The organism is Pseudomonas sp. GW821-FHT03A09, from assembly GCF_059421065.1.
Window position 1 is genome coordinate 260,704 of record NZ_JBWKUX010000002.1, and the last position, 15,403, is coordinate 276,106.

The 15,403-nt window shown below is 60.6% G+C and carries 14 protein-coding genes and 1 pseudogene; 12 read left to right on the forward strand and 3 right to left on the reverse strand.

The window, feature by feature from the left end:
* Window positions 1–13: 13 nt before the first annotated feature.
* The 5 genes and pseudogenes from AC07V4_RS03940 to selO all read left to right on the forward strand — a co-directional run.
* Window positions 14–769: pseudogene (locus AC07V4_RS03940) on the forward strand (MCP four helix bundle domain-containing protein); the annotation flags it as partial.
* Complete coding sequence (locus tag AC07V4_RS03945) at window positions 761–1,624, forward strand: methyl-accepting chemotaxis protein (protein ID WP_492637378.1); 864 nt, start codon at window positions 761–763, stop codon at window positions 1,622–1,624. The pseudogene AC07V4_RS03940 and the gene AC07V4_RS03945, both read left to right, overlap by 9 nt.
* 234 nt (window positions 1,625–1,858) lie before the next feature.
* Window positions 1,859–3,601, forward strand: coding sequence for a potassium/proton antiporter (locus AC07V4_RS03950; protein ID WP_492637342.1), 1,743 nt, complete (start codon window positions 1,859–1,861; stop codon window positions 3,599–3,601).
* A gap of 49 nt (window positions 3,602–3,650) precedes the next feature.
* A complete protein-coding gene (gene mscK, locus AC07V4_RS03955; protein WP_492637343.1) occupies window positions 3,651–6,989 on the forward strand; it encodes a mechanosensitive channel MscK in 3,339 nt (1,112 codons plus the stop codon).
* 48 nt (window positions 6,990–7,037) lie between these two features.
* A complete protein-coding gene (selO, locus tag AC07V4_RS03960; protein ID WP_492637344.1) occupies window positions 7,038–8,501 on the forward strand; it encodes a protein adenylyltransferase SelO in 1,464 nt (487 codons plus the stop codon).
* 5 nt (window positions 8,502–8,506) lie between these two features.
* Here the strand turns inward: selO and AC07V4_RS03965 are convergent, their stop codons facing one another.
* Together AC07V4_RS03965 and AC07V4_RS03970 are read right to left on the reverse strand one after the other, a co-directional pair.
* Window positions 8,507–8,908, reverse strand: a complete 402-nt coding sequence (locus AC07V4_RS03965; RefSeq protein ID WP_492637345.1) for a helix-turn-helix domain-containing protein — start codon at window positions 8,906–8,908, stop codon at window positions 8,507–8,509.
* A complete protein-coding gene (locus AC07V4_RS03970; RefSeq protein ID WP_492637346.1) occupies window positions 8,905–9,201 on the reverse strand; it encodes a type II toxin-antitoxin system HigB family toxin in 297 nt (98 codons plus the stop codon). The genes AC07V4_RS03965 and AC07V4_RS03970 overlap by 4 nt, the downstream gene beginning before the upstream one ends.
* A 234-nt stretch (window positions 9,202–9,435) precedes the next feature.
* On the opposite strand from AC07V4_RS03970, the gene trxC reads away from it, so the two are divergent.
* A complete protein-coding gene (gene trxC / locus AC07V4_RS03975; RefSeq protein WP_492637347.1) occupies window positions 9,436–9,870 on the forward strand; it encodes a thioredoxin TrxC in 435 nt (144 codons plus the stop codon).
* Between the two features lie 122 nt (window positions 9,871–9,992).
* Here the strand turns inward: trxC and AC07V4_RS03980 are convergent, their stop codons facing one another.
* Entirely contained in the window at window positions 9,993–10,763 is a 771-nt protein-coding gene (locus AC07V4_RS03980; RefSeq protein ID WP_101265758.1) for a ParA family protein, read from the reverse strand.
* Between the two features lie 337 nt (window positions 10,764–11,100).
* Between AC07V4_RS03980 and AC07V4_RS03985 the strand changes: the two genes are divergently transcribed.
* The 6 genes from AC07V4_RS03985 to AC07V4_RS04010 are packed head-to-tail and all read left to right on the forward strand — an operon-like array spanning window position 11,101 to window position 15,331.
* On the forward strand, window positions 11,101–11,823 hold the full coding sequence (locus AC07V4_RS03985; protein ID WP_492637348.1) for a beta-ketoacyl synthase chain length factor: 723 nt from the start codon (window positions 11,101–11,103) through the stop codon (window positions 11,821–11,823).
* Window positions 11,799–12,611 carry a lysophospholipid acyltransferase family protein gene (locus AC07V4_RS03990; protein ID WP_492637349.1) on the forward strand — a complete coding sequence of 271 codons (813 nt, stop codon included), beginning with the start codon at window positions 11,799–11,801 and terminating at the stop codon, window positions 12,609–12,611. Before AC07V4_RS03985 ends, AC07V4_RS03990 begins: the two co-directional genes overlap by 25 nt.
* A complete protein-coding gene (locus tag AC07V4_RS03995) occupies window positions 12,589–12,858 on the forward strand; it encodes a phosphopantetheine-binding protein (RefSeq protein WP_431752310.1) in 270 nt (89 codons plus the stop codon). The genes AC07V4_RS03990 and AC07V4_RS03995 overlap by 23 nt, the downstream gene beginning before the upstream one ends.
* A 9-nt stretch (window positions 12,859–12,867) precedes the next feature.
* On the forward strand, window positions 12,868–13,122 hold the full coding sequence (locus AC07V4_RS04000) for an acyl carrier protein (protein WP_431752309.1): 255 nt from the start codon (window positions 12,868–12,870) through the stop codon (window positions 13,120–13,122).
* Complete coding sequence (locus AC07V4_RS04005; protein ID WP_492637350.1) at window positions 13,119–13,664, forward strand: COG4648 family protein; 546 nt, start codon at window positions 13,119–13,121, stop codon at window positions 13,662–13,664. The genes AC07V4_RS04000 and AC07V4_RS04005 overlap by 4 nt, the downstream gene beginning before the upstream one ends.
* Window positions 13,661–15,331, forward strand: coding sequence for an ApeI family dehydratase (locus AC07V4_RS04010; protein ID WP_492637351.1), 1,671 nt, complete (start codon window positions 13,661–13,663; stop codon window positions 15,329–15,331). The genes AC07V4_RS04005 and AC07V4_RS04010 overlap by 4 nt, the downstream gene beginning before the upstream one ends.
* Window positions 15,332–15,403: the final 72 nt, after the last annotated feature.

Here is a 15,403-nt window from a genome sequence, read left to right on the forward strand (position 1 = left end):
GTCTCTTCGTAATATGAATATCGCTCCGAGGGCTTTCCTCGGCTTCGCGTTTATTGGTGCGCTGATGTTGCTTCTCGGTATTTTTGCCCTGAACCAGATGAGCAAAATCCGTGGTGCCGCCGAAGACATCACCCTGTCCAGCGTGCCGAGCATTCGCGCCCTCGACGAATTCACCCAACTGACCCTGCGCCTGCGAGTGCTGTCGTACCGCCTGCTGACCAACCGCGAGCCAGACGTGCAGCAAAAGACCCTGGATGCCTTCGAAGTGCGCAATCAGCAGATCCGCGCCGCCCAGGCCATCTACGAAAAACTGATCACCAGCCCTGAGGAACGCAACGCCTACGACGAGTACGTCCGCCTGTTGGGCCAGTACCACCAGATTGAAGCGCGCATGAAAAGCCTGTCTCGCGCCAATCAAATCGAAGAGCTGCGCAACCTGCTCAACACAGAGTTGCTGAACAACTCCGAGCAGGTCAACGCCGTATTGACCCGTTTGCTGGACATCAATAACGACGCCGCCAACACCACCAACCAGCAAGCCAAAGACCAATACGACATGGCCTTTGATCTGGTGGTGGGCTTGCTGATCATTGCCACGGCGCTGACCCTGCTGTTCGCCTGGCTGCTGACCCGCAGCATCACCGTGCCGATTTCCCAGGCGCTGGAAGCAGCCGAAGAAGTGGCCGAAGGCAACCTGACACGCCCGATCAAGGTCGACGGCAACGACGAAGCGGGCCGCCTGCTGGCTGCCATGGCCAAGATGCAGGACAAACTGCGTGACACCTTGCAACGCATCGCCGGCTCAGCCACCCAACTGGCGTCCGCCGCCGAAGAACTGAACGCCGTCACCGACGAAAGCGCTCGTGGCCTGACTCAGCAAAACAACGAAATAGAACAAGCCGCCACTGCCGTCAACGAGATGACCAGCGCCGTCGAAGAAGTCGCACGCAACGCGGTAAGTACTTCCGAAGCCTCGCGCAACGCCACTCTGTCAGCCGGCGATGGCCGTGACTTGGTACAGGAAACCGTCAGTGCCATCGAACGCATGAGCGGCGACGTGCAAGCCACCGCCACACTGATTGGTGACCTGGCCAATGAGTCGCGGGACATCGGCAAGGTACTGGACGTGATTCGTGGCCTGGCCGACCAGACCAACCTGCTGGCCCTGAACGCAGCGATTGAAGCCGCACGTGCTGGTGAAGCCGGGCGTGGCTTTGCCGTGGTCGCCGACGAAGTACGAGCGCTGGCCCATCGCACCCAGCAATCGACCAGCGAGATCGAACGGATGATCGGCAGCATTCAGACCGGTACGGAACATGCGGTGGACTCGATGCGCAACAGCACTGAGCGTGCCGAATCCACGTTGAACATCGCCAAAGGCGCGGGGCTGTCCCTGGACACCATCAACACAGCGATTGTGGAAATCAACGAACGCAACCTGGTGATCGCCAGCGCGGCGGAAGAGCAGGCGCAGGTAGCACGGGAAGTGGACCGTAACCTGGTGAATATTCGTGATCTGTCAGTGCAGTCGGCCACGGGTGCCAGCCAGACTGTTGCAGCGAGCAATGAGCTGTCGCGCCTGGCGGTGGATTTGAATGGGATGGTAGGACGCTTCCGCCTCTAACAGACACCACTGGCTTGAAAATGTAGGAGGGGGCTTGCCCCCGATAGCGGTGGTTCAGCTACAGATAAGCTGGCTGACTAACCGCAATCGGGGGCAAGCCCCCTCCCACATTTAGTTCCAACGAGACTCAGAAAAAGCTTTTTGACAGCGCAGCAATTCAACAGGTTAGAATCGCTGGCACGCAGACTGCATGGTCAGTTTGCGCCCCGTCTTCCCCGCTCTGGAGTACTGCCTTTGAATGCAACGACCATCAACAGCCTGTTCTTGATCGGCGCGTTGCTGGTGGGTGCGAGCATTCTGGTGAGTTCCCTTTCGTCCCGCCTGGGTATCCCGATTCTGGTGATCATCCTGGCCGTAGGCATGGTCGCCGGCGTCGATGGCGGCGGCATCATTTTCGATAACTACCCAACCGCCTACCTGGTGGGCAACCTCGCCTTGGCCGTGATCCTGCTCGACGGCGGCTTGCGCACACGGGTAGCGAGTTTCCGCGTGGCACTCTGGCCGGCGTTGTCGCTGGCCACGGTGGGGGTGTTGATTACCACCGGCCTCACCGGCATGGTCGCCGCCTGGCTGTTCAACCTCAATATCATTCAAGGCCTGCTGATCGGCGCGATTGTCGGCTCCACGGACGCCGCCGCGGTGTTCTCGCTGCTGGGTGGCAAAGGCCTCAACGAACGGGTCACCGCCAGCCTGGAAATCGAGTCCGGCAGCAACGACCCAATGGCGGTGTTCCTCACCGTGACCCTGATCGACATGCTCGCCAGCGGCCAGACTGGCCTGCACTGGAGCCTGTTGGGCCACCTGATCCGCGAGTTCGGCATCGGTGGCATCATCGGCCTGGGCGGCGGCTGGTTGCTGCTGCAGATGGTCAACCGCATCAACCTGGCCAACGGCCTGTACCCGATCCTGGTGATCGCCGGCGGCCTCGTGGTCTTCGCCCTGACCAACGCCCTGCACGGCAGCGGTTTCCTCGCCGTGTACCTGTGCGGCCTGGTGATCGGCAACCGCCCGGTGCGCAGCCGTCATGGCATCTTGCATATGCTCGACGGTATGGCGTGGCTGTCGCAGATTGGCATGTTCCTGGTGCTGGGCCTGCTGGTCACTCCCCACGACTTGCTACCGATCGCCCTGCCGGCCCTGGGCCTGGCGCTGTGGATGATTCTGTTTGCGCGGCCGCTGTCGGTGGTCGTCGGGCTGCTGCCGTTCAAGGCGTACCATGGCCGCGAAAAAGCCTTTATCGCCTGGGTCGGCCTACGCGGCGCGGTGCCGATCATCCTCGCGGTGTTCCCGCTGATGGCCGGGTTGCCCCATGCGCAGCTGTACTTCAATCTGGCGTTCTTTATCGTACTGGTCTCACTGCTGGTACAAGGCACCAGCCTGCCGTGGGTGGCCAAGCTGCTCAAAGTGACCGTTCCACCGGACCCCGCCCCTATTTCCCGCGCAGCGCTGGAAGTCCACGTCACCAGCGAGTGGGAGCTGTTCGTCTACCGCCTGGGTGCAGAAAAATGGTGCATCGGCGCCGCGCTGCGCGAGCTGAAAATGCCCGAAGGCACGCGTATCGCCGCACTGTTCCGTGGCCAACAACTGCTCCATCCGTCGGGTAGTACGGTACTCGAAGTTGATGATTTGCTCTGCGTGATAGGCCACGAACACAACCTGCCAGCCTTGGGCAAACTGTTCAGCCAGGCACCACAACGCGGCCTCGACCTGCGCTTCTTCGGCGACTTCGTGCTGGAAGGCGACGCCCAGCTGGGCGCGGTCTCAGCCCTGTATGGCCTCAAGCTCGAAGGCATCGACCCGGACATGCCACTGAGCAGCTTCATCACCCAGAAAGTCGGCGGCGCACCTATCGTCGGCGACCAAGTGGAATGGAACAACACCATCTGGACCGTCGCAGTCATGGACGGGAACAAGATTGGCAAAGTCGGCGTCAGATTCCCCGAAGGAAGTCGCCCGGGCCCCGGACTCTTCCTCTAAACTGCGGGGCGACAACGTCCCGATTCTTCACCTTGCTCGATCGGTCTCTATGCCAACCTTGCGCACTTTCCTCACCACTGCCCTGCTGAGCCTGACCCTGTGTGTCGGTGTCGTCCGCGCCGCCGACCCGCCCAGCGCCGACGCCATCCAGCAAACCCTGGACAAGCTGCCCGACCGCAAGCTGCCCGACGCCGACATGAAGGCGTTGCAGACGATCCTGCAACAGACCCTGACCTACCTGGGCAACAAGCAGGATTACGAGCAGCGCCTCACCGACCTCAAGCGCCAGCTGGAAGACGCCCCGCGCCAGACCACCGACAACCAGCGCGAACTGGTGCGGCTCAAGGCCACCAAAGTCGTCCCCGTGGCCCAACGCTACGCCAGCCTGCCGGTACCGCAGCTTGAGCAACTGCTGGTGCAACGCACCACCCAGCAAGGTGACCTGCAAAAAGATCTGGCCGACGCCAACAGCCTGACCATCGCCGCCCAGACGCGCCCCGAGCGCGCCCAGACCGAAATCAGCAGTAGCCAGACGCGTATCCAGCAGATCAACACGACCCTCAAGCTCGGTAAAGACAATGGCAAGGCCCTCAGCGGCGACCAGCGCAACCAATTGAATGCCGAACTCGCCTCCCTGAACGCGCTGATCCCTCTGCGCCGCCAAGAGCTGGCCGGCAACAGCCAACTGCAAGACCTGGGCAACAGCCAGCATGATCTGGTACTCGAAAAGACCGCGCGCCTGGAGCAAGAGATCCAGGACCTGCAAACCCTGATCAACCAGAAACGCCTGGCCCAGTCCCAGCAAACGGTGACCCAACAGTCCATCGAGGCGCAAAAAGCCGGTGGCAGCAGCCTGCTGGCCACCGAAAGTGCGGCCAACCTCAAGCTCTCCGACTACCTGCTCAAAAGCACCGATCGCCTTAACGACCTGACCCAGAAAAACCTGCAGACCAAGCAGCAACTGGACACCGTGACCCAGAGCGACTCGGCCCTGGATGAGCAAATCAACGTGCTCAAGGGCAGCCTGTTGCTGTCCAAGATCCTCTATAAGCAGAAACAGGCACTGCCGCGCCTCACCGTCGACCGTAACCTGGCAGACGACATCGCCAACATTCGCCTGTACCAGTTCGAGGTCAACCAGCAACGGGAACTGATCAGCACCCCCAGCGCCTATGTGGATAACCTGCTGGCCAACCAGCCGCCGGATGAAGTCACCCCGCAATTGCGCCGCACCTTGCTGGAACTGGCGATCACCCGCAGCGACCTGCTGGAGCGATTGAGTCGTGAGCTGAGTGCGCTGCTTAACGAATCCATCACCCTGCAACTGAACCAGAAACAACTGCTCAGCACCGCCACCAACCTGCGCGCAACCCTCGACGAGCAGATGTTCTGGATTCCCAGCAACAAGCCGCTGGACACCGAGTGGCTGGAAACCATACCGGATCACCTGAGCAGACAAGTCGCCACCCTGCCCTGGGCCTCCAGCGTCAGCGAACTGTATGACGGCCTGACCCAGCGCCCGCTGCTGTTCCTGCCCTTGCTGCTGTTGATCGGTGCGCTGCTATGGCGACGCAAGGCCCTGTACCAGCGCCTCAGCAAGGTGCACCTGGACATCGGCCACTTCAAGCGCGACAGCCAGTGGCACACGCCGCAGGCGATCCTGATCAATATCCTGCTGGCGATGCCAGTGTCTCTGGGCCTGGCGTTATGCGGCTATGCGTTGCAGATCGACGCCCGTGGGCAAAACGCCAACCTGGGCGCGGCACTGCTGCTGATTGCCCAAGCGTGGCTGGTGTTCTACACCGCCTATCGGATTCTGGCGCCAGGTGGCGTGGCTGAACTGCACTTCCGTTGGGAACGGCCTCAAGTGGCCTTCCTTCAAGGTTGGATACGCAAACTCGGGCTGGTGGTGCTGGCCCTGGTGGCCGTGGTGGCCATCGCCGAACACCAACCGGCAGCGCTGGCCGATGACGTGCTGGGCATCGCCGTGGTGCTGACCTGCTACGCACTGATGGCCTGGCTGCTGGGTCGCCTGCTGCTGAACAGCCCGACCCACGAAAAAGCCTCGCTGTTCCGCAAGTTCGTCGGGCTGGTGTTTACCGCCCTGCCTATCGCACTGTTTATCGCCGTGTGCTTCGGCTACTACTACACCGCGCTCAAACTCAGCGACCGTTTGATCAACACCCTGTACCTGCTGATGTTCTGGCTGGTCATCGAAGCCACCTTCGTACGCGGCCTGGGCGTTGCCGCACGGCGCTTGGCCTACGCTCGCGCCCTGGCCAAGCGCCAGGCCGCCAAGGAGGCTGGTGACGGCGAAGCGGTAATCGAAGAGCCGACCCTGGACATCGAGCAGGTCAACGAACAGTCCATGCGCCTGATCCGCCTGGCCTTGCTCGGCGGCTTTATCGCGGCGTTGTACTGGGTGTGGAAAGACCTGATCACCGTGTTCTCCTACCTGGACAACGTCACCCTCTACGAATACACCAGCGGCACCGGCGCCAATATCAGCATGGTGCCAATCAGCATCGGCGACTTGCTCGGCGCCTCCATCATCGTCGGGATTACCTTTGCTCTGGCGCGCAACCTGCCGGGGTTGCTGGAAGTTTTGGTGTTGTCCAAGCTGGACCTGGCCCAAGGCAGTGCCTACGCGACCACAACGCTGCTGTCTTATGTGATTGCCGGCGTCGGCTTCGTCTCCACCCTGTCCACCCTCGGCGTGAGCTGGGACAAGTTGCAATGGCTGGTAGCGGCACTGTCGGTGGGATTGGGTTTCGGGATGCAGGAGATCTTCGCCAACTTCATCTCCGGCATCATGATCCTGTTCGAACGCCCGGTGCGCATCGGTGACACCATCACCATCGGCAACCTGTCGGGCACGGTGAGCAAGATCCGCATCCGCGCCACCACCATCACCGACTTCGACCGCAAGGACATCATTGTCCCGAACAAGACGTTCATTACCGGGCAACTGATCAACTGGTCGCTGACCGACACCATCACCCGCGTCACCCTGAAACTCGGCGTGGACTACGGTTCCGACCTGGACCGCGTGAAGGAACTGCTGCTCAAGGCCGCCCGCGACAACCCACGGGTGCTCAAGGAGCCGGAGCCCCACGTGTACTTCCTCAACTTCGGCGAAAGCACCCTCGACCACGAACTGCGCATGCACGTGCGCGACCTGGGCGACCGCAACCCGGTGATCGATGAAGTGAACCGTTTTATCAACCGTGAGTTCAAGAAAGAGCACATCAACATTTCGTTCCGCCAGATGGAGGTCTACCTGAAAAACCTTCACGGCCAGGAATACAAATTGGTGGAAGTCGAACCGGCGAACAAACCCGCCAACGACGGCGGCGTGCAAGAGCCGCCACCCAGCAAACTCGACTAACCGCGCTATCCCCAGCAGAATGCTCGGACATTCTGCTGGAGATGGCCGGTGAAAGCCCTCGACGAACTGACCTTCGACAACCGCTTCGCACGCCTGGGCGACGCGTTCTCAACCCACGTACTGCCTGAACCCCTTGACGAGCCGCGCCTTGTAGTGGCGAGCGATGCCGCCTTGGCCTTACTCGACCTCGACCCGGCCGTGGCCGAAACGCCGGTGTTCGCCGAACTGTTTGGCGGGCACAAGCTATGGGCGGAGGCGGAACCGCGGGCGATGGTCTATTCCGGGCATCAGTTCGGCGGCTACACCCCGCAACTGGGCGATGGACGCGGGCTGTTGCTGGGCGAGGTCTACAACGAAGCAGGCGAGCATTGGGACCTGCACCTCAAGGGTGCCGGGCAAACGCCTTACTCGCGCATGGGCGATGGGCGGGCGGTGCTGCGGTCTTCGATTCGCGAGTTCCTGGCCTCTGAAGCGCTGCATGCGCTGGGCATCCCCAGCAGCCGCGCGCTGTGCGTGATCGGCTCCAGCACGCCGGTATGGCGTGAAAAGCAGGAACGCGGGGCGATGGTATTGCGCCTGGCACCCAGCCATATCCGCTTCGGACATTTCGAATATTTCTACTACACCAAGAAGCCCGAGCAGCAGGCGCAGTTGGCCGAACACGTCCTCAACCTGCATTACCCCGAATGCCGTGAACAGCCCGAACCGTACCTGGCCATGTTCCGCGAAATCGTCGAACGCAACGCCGAGATGATCGCCAAATGGCAGACCTATGGTTTCTGCCATGGGGTGATGAACACCGACAACATGTCGATCCTGGGCATCACTTTCGATTTCGGGCCGTTTGCGTTTCTCGATGATTTCGACGCGCATTTCATCTGCAACCATTCCGATCATGAAGGGCGTTACTCCTTCAGCAACCAGGTGCCGATCGGGCAGTGGAACCTCAGCGCATTGGCCCAGGCGCTCACACCCTTTATCAGCGTCGACGCGCTGAAGGAAACGCTTGGCCTGTACCTGCCGCTGTATCAGGCGCATTACTTGGACTTGATGCGCCGCCGGTTGGGATTGACCACCGCCGAAGACGATGACCAGAAACTGGTGGAGCGCTTGCTGAAGCTGATGCAGAACAGTGGCGTGGATTACACGTTGTTCTTCCGGCGCTTGGGGGACGAGTCGGCGGCGTTGGCCGTAGCGAGGTTGCGCGATGATTTTGTCGACCTGGCCGGGTTTGATGCCTGGGCTGAGTTGTACAAAGCCCGGGTTGCCCGAGACGGGAATGACAGCCAAGAGCAGCGTCGGGAGCGAATGCATGCAGTGAACCCGCTGTACATCTTGCGCAACTACCTTGCGCAGAACGCCATCACTGCCGCCGAGTCCGGGGATTACAGCGAAGTGCGGCGGCTGCATGAGGTGCTTTCCAGACCGTTTGAGGAACAAGCGGAAATGGAGCAATACGCACAGCGTCCGCCGGATTGGGGGAAGCATTTGGAGATTAGTTGTTCGTCGTAAAACCTTCAGATGAAGGTTTCTACTGAAACACCGAATCGCTCGGCCAGCCAACGAATTTGACGTATGTTGAGCTGGCGCTTGCCGCTAAGGATTTCTGAAACCACCGACTGCGCTCCCACGCCCGGTAGATCACTTTGATTCAAACCGTGCTCGCGCATCATCGCGCGCAGCACATCAACACCGCTGGCAAGAGGCATCGGGCGATGCTCATGATCGTAGGCTTCGATCCAATCGCTGAGGATATCCACCAGGCTCATCAATGGATTTGATTCGTCCTCGCCGATCAGGTCCAGCAGTTCGTCGAGGGCTATAACCAGTGCGTCGTAATCCGCCTCATTTTTTGGCTTGCGCAGCAAGGGCGAAACAAACTGCCAGTGTTCAGCTGCGAGCCGAATAAGTGCGCTCATCTGAGTCTCTCCTTCCACTTGTCTTGTTCATATTCACGATGATCCAGCAGGTGCTTGATATAAATCCGTTGCGATTGGTAATGCACAAACGCAATCAGCCTCAGCTTGTTGCCTCCAATGTCGAACACATGGAGTTGTCCAACCTTATCCGTCGCGGGGAAAATGCCCTTCATTGACGCGAAGTCCTCCGGGCTGTTGCGCCTTATCCGGCGGTACCACTCATCTAGAGCACTTGCAGTGCGTGGCCATTTTTCCTTTGCTTCCCAAACCCGCTTCTCACTGATTACTCGCATGCAACGTCCTTATCGCATCTTGCTATGAAGGTTAAGCTCGACTCTCGAATATCGCAAATTGCTATATTCACAAACAGACCAGCGGTGCAAAACAGAACACGCTCCAACAGCCTAGATAGACAAGGTCAGATCAACACGGCGAAAATATGAACGAATGAGTCCCCCCTCTGCGGCTTGATAAAGCTGAGCGTCGGCTCCAAATAGAGTGCATTGGCCATTCCCTGGAGCCCCACCATGTCCGAACCTCTTGTCATCCCCTGCGCCCACTGCAACGGCCTCAACCGCATCCCCGGCGAACGCTTGGGTGATGCGCCCAAATGCGGGCGCTGCAAGCAGCCGGTCTTGTTAAACAAGCCGTTTGAGTTGAAACAGGGCGATTACGCCAGCCAGATCAAGGGCGATTTGCCGCTGCTGGTGGATGTGTGGGCCGATTGGTGCGGGCCGTGCAAGTCGTTTGCGCCGGTGTTTGAACAGGCGGCTGGGCAGTTGGAGGGCAAGTGCCGATTGGCCAAGCTCGACAGCGAGGCCAATCAGCAGTTGTCGGCGCAGCTGGGCATTCGCTCGATCCCCAGTTTGATTTTGTTCAAGAACGGCCGCGAAGTGGCGCGCCAGAGCGGGGCGTTTCCGTTGCCACAGTTGATGAGCTGGTTGCGCAGCCAGGGCGTTTAACGCGGTCAAATGTGGGAGCTGGCTTGCCTGCGATAGCTGTAGTGAATTCAACACTGCCATCGCAGGCAAGCCAGCTCCCACACTGGTCGCATTTCAAATTCTGGTCCGCGTTGCCTTTCAGATCACGCGTTTTCCAGCAGGTTATGCAACTCCACAAACTGCAACGTCAGCTTATGCCGTGGGTCCAGGTGGATCAGCGGCTTGCTCTCCTGGTGCGACTCGCGCATGCGCACGGAGCTGGCCAGGTACACCGGTAACACCGGCAAGCCTTCTGCAATCAACTCATCGAGCATCTGCTGGGGCAAACTCGCCCGGGCCTGAAACTGGTTGACCACTATGCCTTCCACTTCGAGGCCTTCGTTGTGGTCGTCCTTCAATTCTTCGATTTCACGCAGCAGGCCATACAGCGCCTGGCGCGAGAAGCTGTCGCAATCGAAAGGGATCAACACACGATCAGCGGCAATCAGCGCCGAAACCGCATAGAAATTCAAGGCAGGCGGCGTATCCAGGTAGATGCGGTCGTAATCTTCGCTCAGCTCATCCAACAGTTTTCGCAGCTTGTTGATCTTGTGCTTGGCCTCGAGCTTGGGCTGCAAGTCCGCCAATTCGGCGGTGGCGGTGATCACGTGGAGGTTGTCGAAGGGTGTTTCGTAGATATCCACCTGGTTCTTCTTGGAAAACGGCCCGGAAGACAGGGTCTGCTTGAAAAAATCCGCGATCCCCATGGGGATATCGTCGCCGGTCAGCCCAGTGAGGTACTGGGTTGAGTTGGCTTGTGCATCGAGGTCCACCAACAGGGTTCGATAGCCTTCGCTGGCGCTGACCGCCGCCAGGTTGCAGGCAATGCTGGACTTGCCGACACCGCCTTTCTGATTGAACACCACGCGCCGCATGGAAAAACCTCCGTGTATCAATGAATGTCCGAGTGTAGAGGGCAAAAGCGCCTGTTAGCTACCTCGTTCATCCATGCACCGCTGCATTACAGGTTAGCTGTAGCGCATCACGTACAAATGAAAGGGAAGCGTCCGACGATCCAACTCGCTCGCAGGTAAAGGACAATCTGTAAATCTTCCCGACTATTTTGTAATCGACCGTGCACAATTTTTTACCAAAGTTTGCTAGAACCCCACGTCACCGGGATAATGCGCGCCATTCGGCCATTGTTCCCTGCCCCGGTATTCGGGGCCAGCAGCCGCACATGGAAGCCCGCAGGGGCGGGATAACTTCTCAGTGATCAATTTCAACATCGCCCAATGGCGCGCCTGGGCTCCTGGCCTGGAGACTGCGGACGACTGGCGCGTATGGTGCCAGGACCCGGTGTTGCTGCCCGTCAGCGAAGCCTGCCCCGACGTGTCATTCCTCCCGGCCATGCAGCGCCGACGTCTGGGCCGCCTGGCGCGCATGGCGTTCAGCGTGGGCTGGCCGTTGGCCGAGGGCTTGCAGGACCTGCCACTGGTCTTTATCTCCCGCCACGGCGAAACCCCACGCACCCTCGACATCCTCAGCGACCTGGCCAATGACCAGCCGTTGTCGCCAACCCAGTTCAGCCTGTCGGTGCATAACGCGGTGATTGGCCTGTGGTCGATCCTGCGCAACGAGACCTGCGAAATGACCGCCCTCGCCGCCGCTGGCGATGGCCTGGAGCACGGTTTGCTGGAAGCCGCCGCGCTATTCAATGAAGGCGCACCGACCGTGCTGCTGGTGATCACCGAAGAACAGCCGCCGCAGGCTTATGCCGACTGGATCCACGACGTACCGTTCCCTTACGCCCTCGGCCTGCTGCTGACTCCGGGCGACGAGTGGCAGCTGGAACTCACCACCGCCACTGTCCAACCCAGTACGACCCAACCGTGGCCCCACGCCCTGAACCTGCTGCGCACCCTGCTCACCGAACAGGTCGCCTGCCAACATGCCTGGAAGAACCGTGTATGGAACTGGCAACGCAAGCCCTGACCCATAAACCACGGGACGCCTACTACTGGCGCCTGTTCGCCACCGCCGCCAGCTTCGCGCTGTTCGGTGTGGGCGGACTGTGCCTGCGATTGCTGGTATTTCCGTTGCTCGGCTGCCTGCCGGGCAGCGCCGAAACACATCAGCGCCGCGCACGCCACACCATCAGCAAGTTGTTCTGGTTCTTTATCCAGTTGATGCAAAAAGCCGGCGTGTTGACCTATAGCGTCGAGGGCGCCGACAAACTCGGTCGCCCAGGCCAGATGATCATCGCCAACCACCCGTCGCTGATCGACGTGGTGTTCTTGATCGGCCTGGTGCGCCAGGCCAACTGCGTGGTCAAGCAGAGCCTGTGGCAAAACCCCTTTACCCGTGGCCCGGTGCATGAGGCCGGCTATATCAGCAATGATGGCAGCGCCGAAATGCTTGATGCCGCAACCGATGCCCTGCGCGAAGGCCAGACCCTGATCATCTTTCCCGAAGGCACCCGCACCCCACCCGGCATAGCGCCCGCCTTTCATCGCGGCGGTGCTGCCATTGCGTTGCGCGGTGCGACAATCATCACCCCCGTGGTGATCAAGGTCAGCCCCACCACCCTGACCAAGGCCGAACCCTGGTATCGCATCCCCAAATGCCGCGTGCACTTCAGTTTGCGCGTGGGTGCCGATATAGAACCACAAGCGTTTGCAGCCCTTGGGCCCGCGCCCCAGGCTTCACGCAAGCTCAACGATCACCTGCACCACTATTTCATTAAGGAGCTCGCCGAAGATGAGCGACCAACAACGCCTTGAGCACGACATAAAAACGCTGATCATCGAGGCCCTGGGCCTGGAGGATATCAGCGTTGACGACATTGGCAGTGAACAGACCCTGTTCGGCGAAGGCCTGGGCCTGGACTCGGTCGATGCCCTTGAGTTGGGCCTTGCGATCCAGAAAAAGTACGGCATCAAGATCGATGCCGACGCCAAGGACACCCGTAATCACTTCACCAACGTGGCCAGCCTTGCGGCATTCGTCACGGCCAGACAGGCAGCTTGAGACCGGACCATGCAAACTCGTGACGATATTTTCAACACCCTGCGCGATGCCTTGGTGGAACTGTTTGAATTGCCTGCCGAACGCGTCACCCTCGACGCCAACCTGTACCAGGACCTGGAAATCGACAGCATCGATGCCGTGGACCTGATCGACCATATCAAGCGCCAGACCGGCAAGAAAATCGCCGCCGAAGAATTCAAGGCGGTGCGCACCGTGAACGACGTGGTTGAGGCGGTGTACCGTCTGGTCACACCTGCCGCATGAGCCGGCTGATTGGCCTTGGCCTGTTGCTGGTAGGGCTGCTGTACCCCTTCGCGGTGTATTACGGCACCGAGCACTTTGCGCCCTGGCAGTTCGGCCTGTTGCTGGGTGGCCTGTGGCTGTTGCGCGCACTCACTTCGGCACGGCGCCCCGGCAGCCGCTGGATGGCTGGGGCGGTGATTGTGTTTTGCCTGTTGCTGGCCTGGTTCGATAACCCGCAGTGGCTGCGCTGGTACCCGAGCCTGGTCAGCGTCTTCATGCTGACGCTGTTCGGCCTGAGCCTGAAATACGGCCCGCCGATGGTCGAACGCCTGGCGCGCATGACCGACCCCGAATTGCCGCCCAAAGCGGTGGTGTATACGCGCCAGGTCACCGTAGTGTGGAGTGTGTTTTTTCTGTGTAATGGCCTGCTGGCCGCCGCCCTCACGCTGTGGGCGCCGCTGAGCTGGTGGACGTTGTACAACGGTCTGATCGCCTACGGGTTGATGGGGCTGCTGTTTGCCGTGGAATGGCTGGTACGACAAAGGGTTCGAGGCCGCGTATGAAGGGTTTGAAACTTGAGCACTTGCTGCTTGAGCCGCTGGAACAGCGTTGGGTGACCACCGAGCCGCTGATGAGTCACGCCCAGCTCCAGGCACAAGCCCTGAGCCTGGCGGCGGGCCTGCAAGCGCGTGGCATCCAGCGCCTGGCCGTACACCTGGAAGATGCAGGCCAGTTGGCGATTGCCTTGTTGGGCGCCTGGCGTGCCGGGGTCAGCGTGCTGCTGCCTGCCGACCTGCAACCCCAGACCCGTCAACGTTGGGACGACTCGGTGGATGCCTGGCTGGTTGAGACAACTGATCTCGACGCGTTGTATCAAGCACCACTGAGCCCTGCCGCACTCGACCTGGACACCTGCCAACTGAGCCTGTGCACCTCCGGCTCCAGCGGCGAGCCCAAACGTATCGACAAAAGCCTGCGCCAGCTGGCCAACGAAGTTGAGGCCCTGGAAACCCTGTGGGGTGCGGACCTCAAAGACGCCTGCATCATTGGCAGCGTTGCCACCCAACATATCTACGGTTTGCTGTTTCGCGTGTTATGGCCGCTGTACGCCGGACGCCGCTTTGTGCGTCGGCAACTGGCCTTCCCCGAAGACTTGCAGCGCGCCAGCCGCGAGCACCCGCAATTTGCCTGGGTCGCCAGCCCGGCGCTGCTCAAGCGCATGGGCGACAACCTCGACTGGCCCGCTCTACGCCAGGTATCCCGGGTATTTTCGTCCGGCGGCGCCTTGCCCATCGAGGCCGCCGGTGAACTGTACGACCGCTTGCAGCAATGGCCTACGGAGATTCTCGGCAGCTCGGAAACCGGCGGCATCGCCTGGCGCCAAGGTGCACAGCCGTGGCAGCCATTCGCCGATGTGCAACTGAGCCAAGATACCGACGGCGCCCTGCGCATCGCTTCGCCCTATCTGCCAGCCGGGCATATCGAACAGACTGCCGACGCTGCGCGCATTCACGCCGATGGTCGCTTCGAGCTGCTCGGTCGCCTGGATCGCATCGTCAAGCTGGAAGAAAAACGCATCTCCCTGCCCATGCTGGAACAGGCGCTGATGACCCACCCGTGGCTCGCCGAAACCCGTCTGGGCGTCGTGCAGGAAAACCGTGCCTCCCTCGGCGCGCTGGTGGTGCTCAGTGCCGATGGCCTGCACGCCTTGCGCAATCAGGGCCGCCGCGTGGTGACGCAAACCCTGCGCGAACACTTGAGTGAACATTGCGAGGCGCTGGCTTTGCCCCGCCGCTGGCGGTTCCTGAGGCAGCTTCCCCTTAACAGCCAAGGCAAACTGCCTCAGGCGCATGTCGAGGCATTGCTGATGGCCCCTCGGCCGAAAGCGCCGGAAGTGCTGGAACAGGTCGAAGCCGAAGGCGAATGGACCCTGCAACTGAGCATCCCGCCGGACCTGGCCTATTTCAGCGGCCACTTCCCAGCCACACCGGTACTGCCGGGCGTGGTGCAGGTGGAATGGGCGTTCAACCTGGGCCAGCAACTTCTCGACCTGCCAGCGACCTTTGCCGGGATGGAAGTGCTCAAGTTCCAACAGTTGGTGCGGCCAGGCGACCAGATCGAACTGCACCTGCGCTTCGATCAGGAACGCAGCAAGTTGTATTTCGCCTACCGCAATGGCGTAGCCGCCTGTTCCAGCGGGCGAATTCAATTGGAGGCTGCGCGTGTATAGATCTGGTGAGCGCTTCGCGCTCAATCGCGGGCAAGCCCGCTCCCACACGGGTGAACACGCTCAAATGTGGGA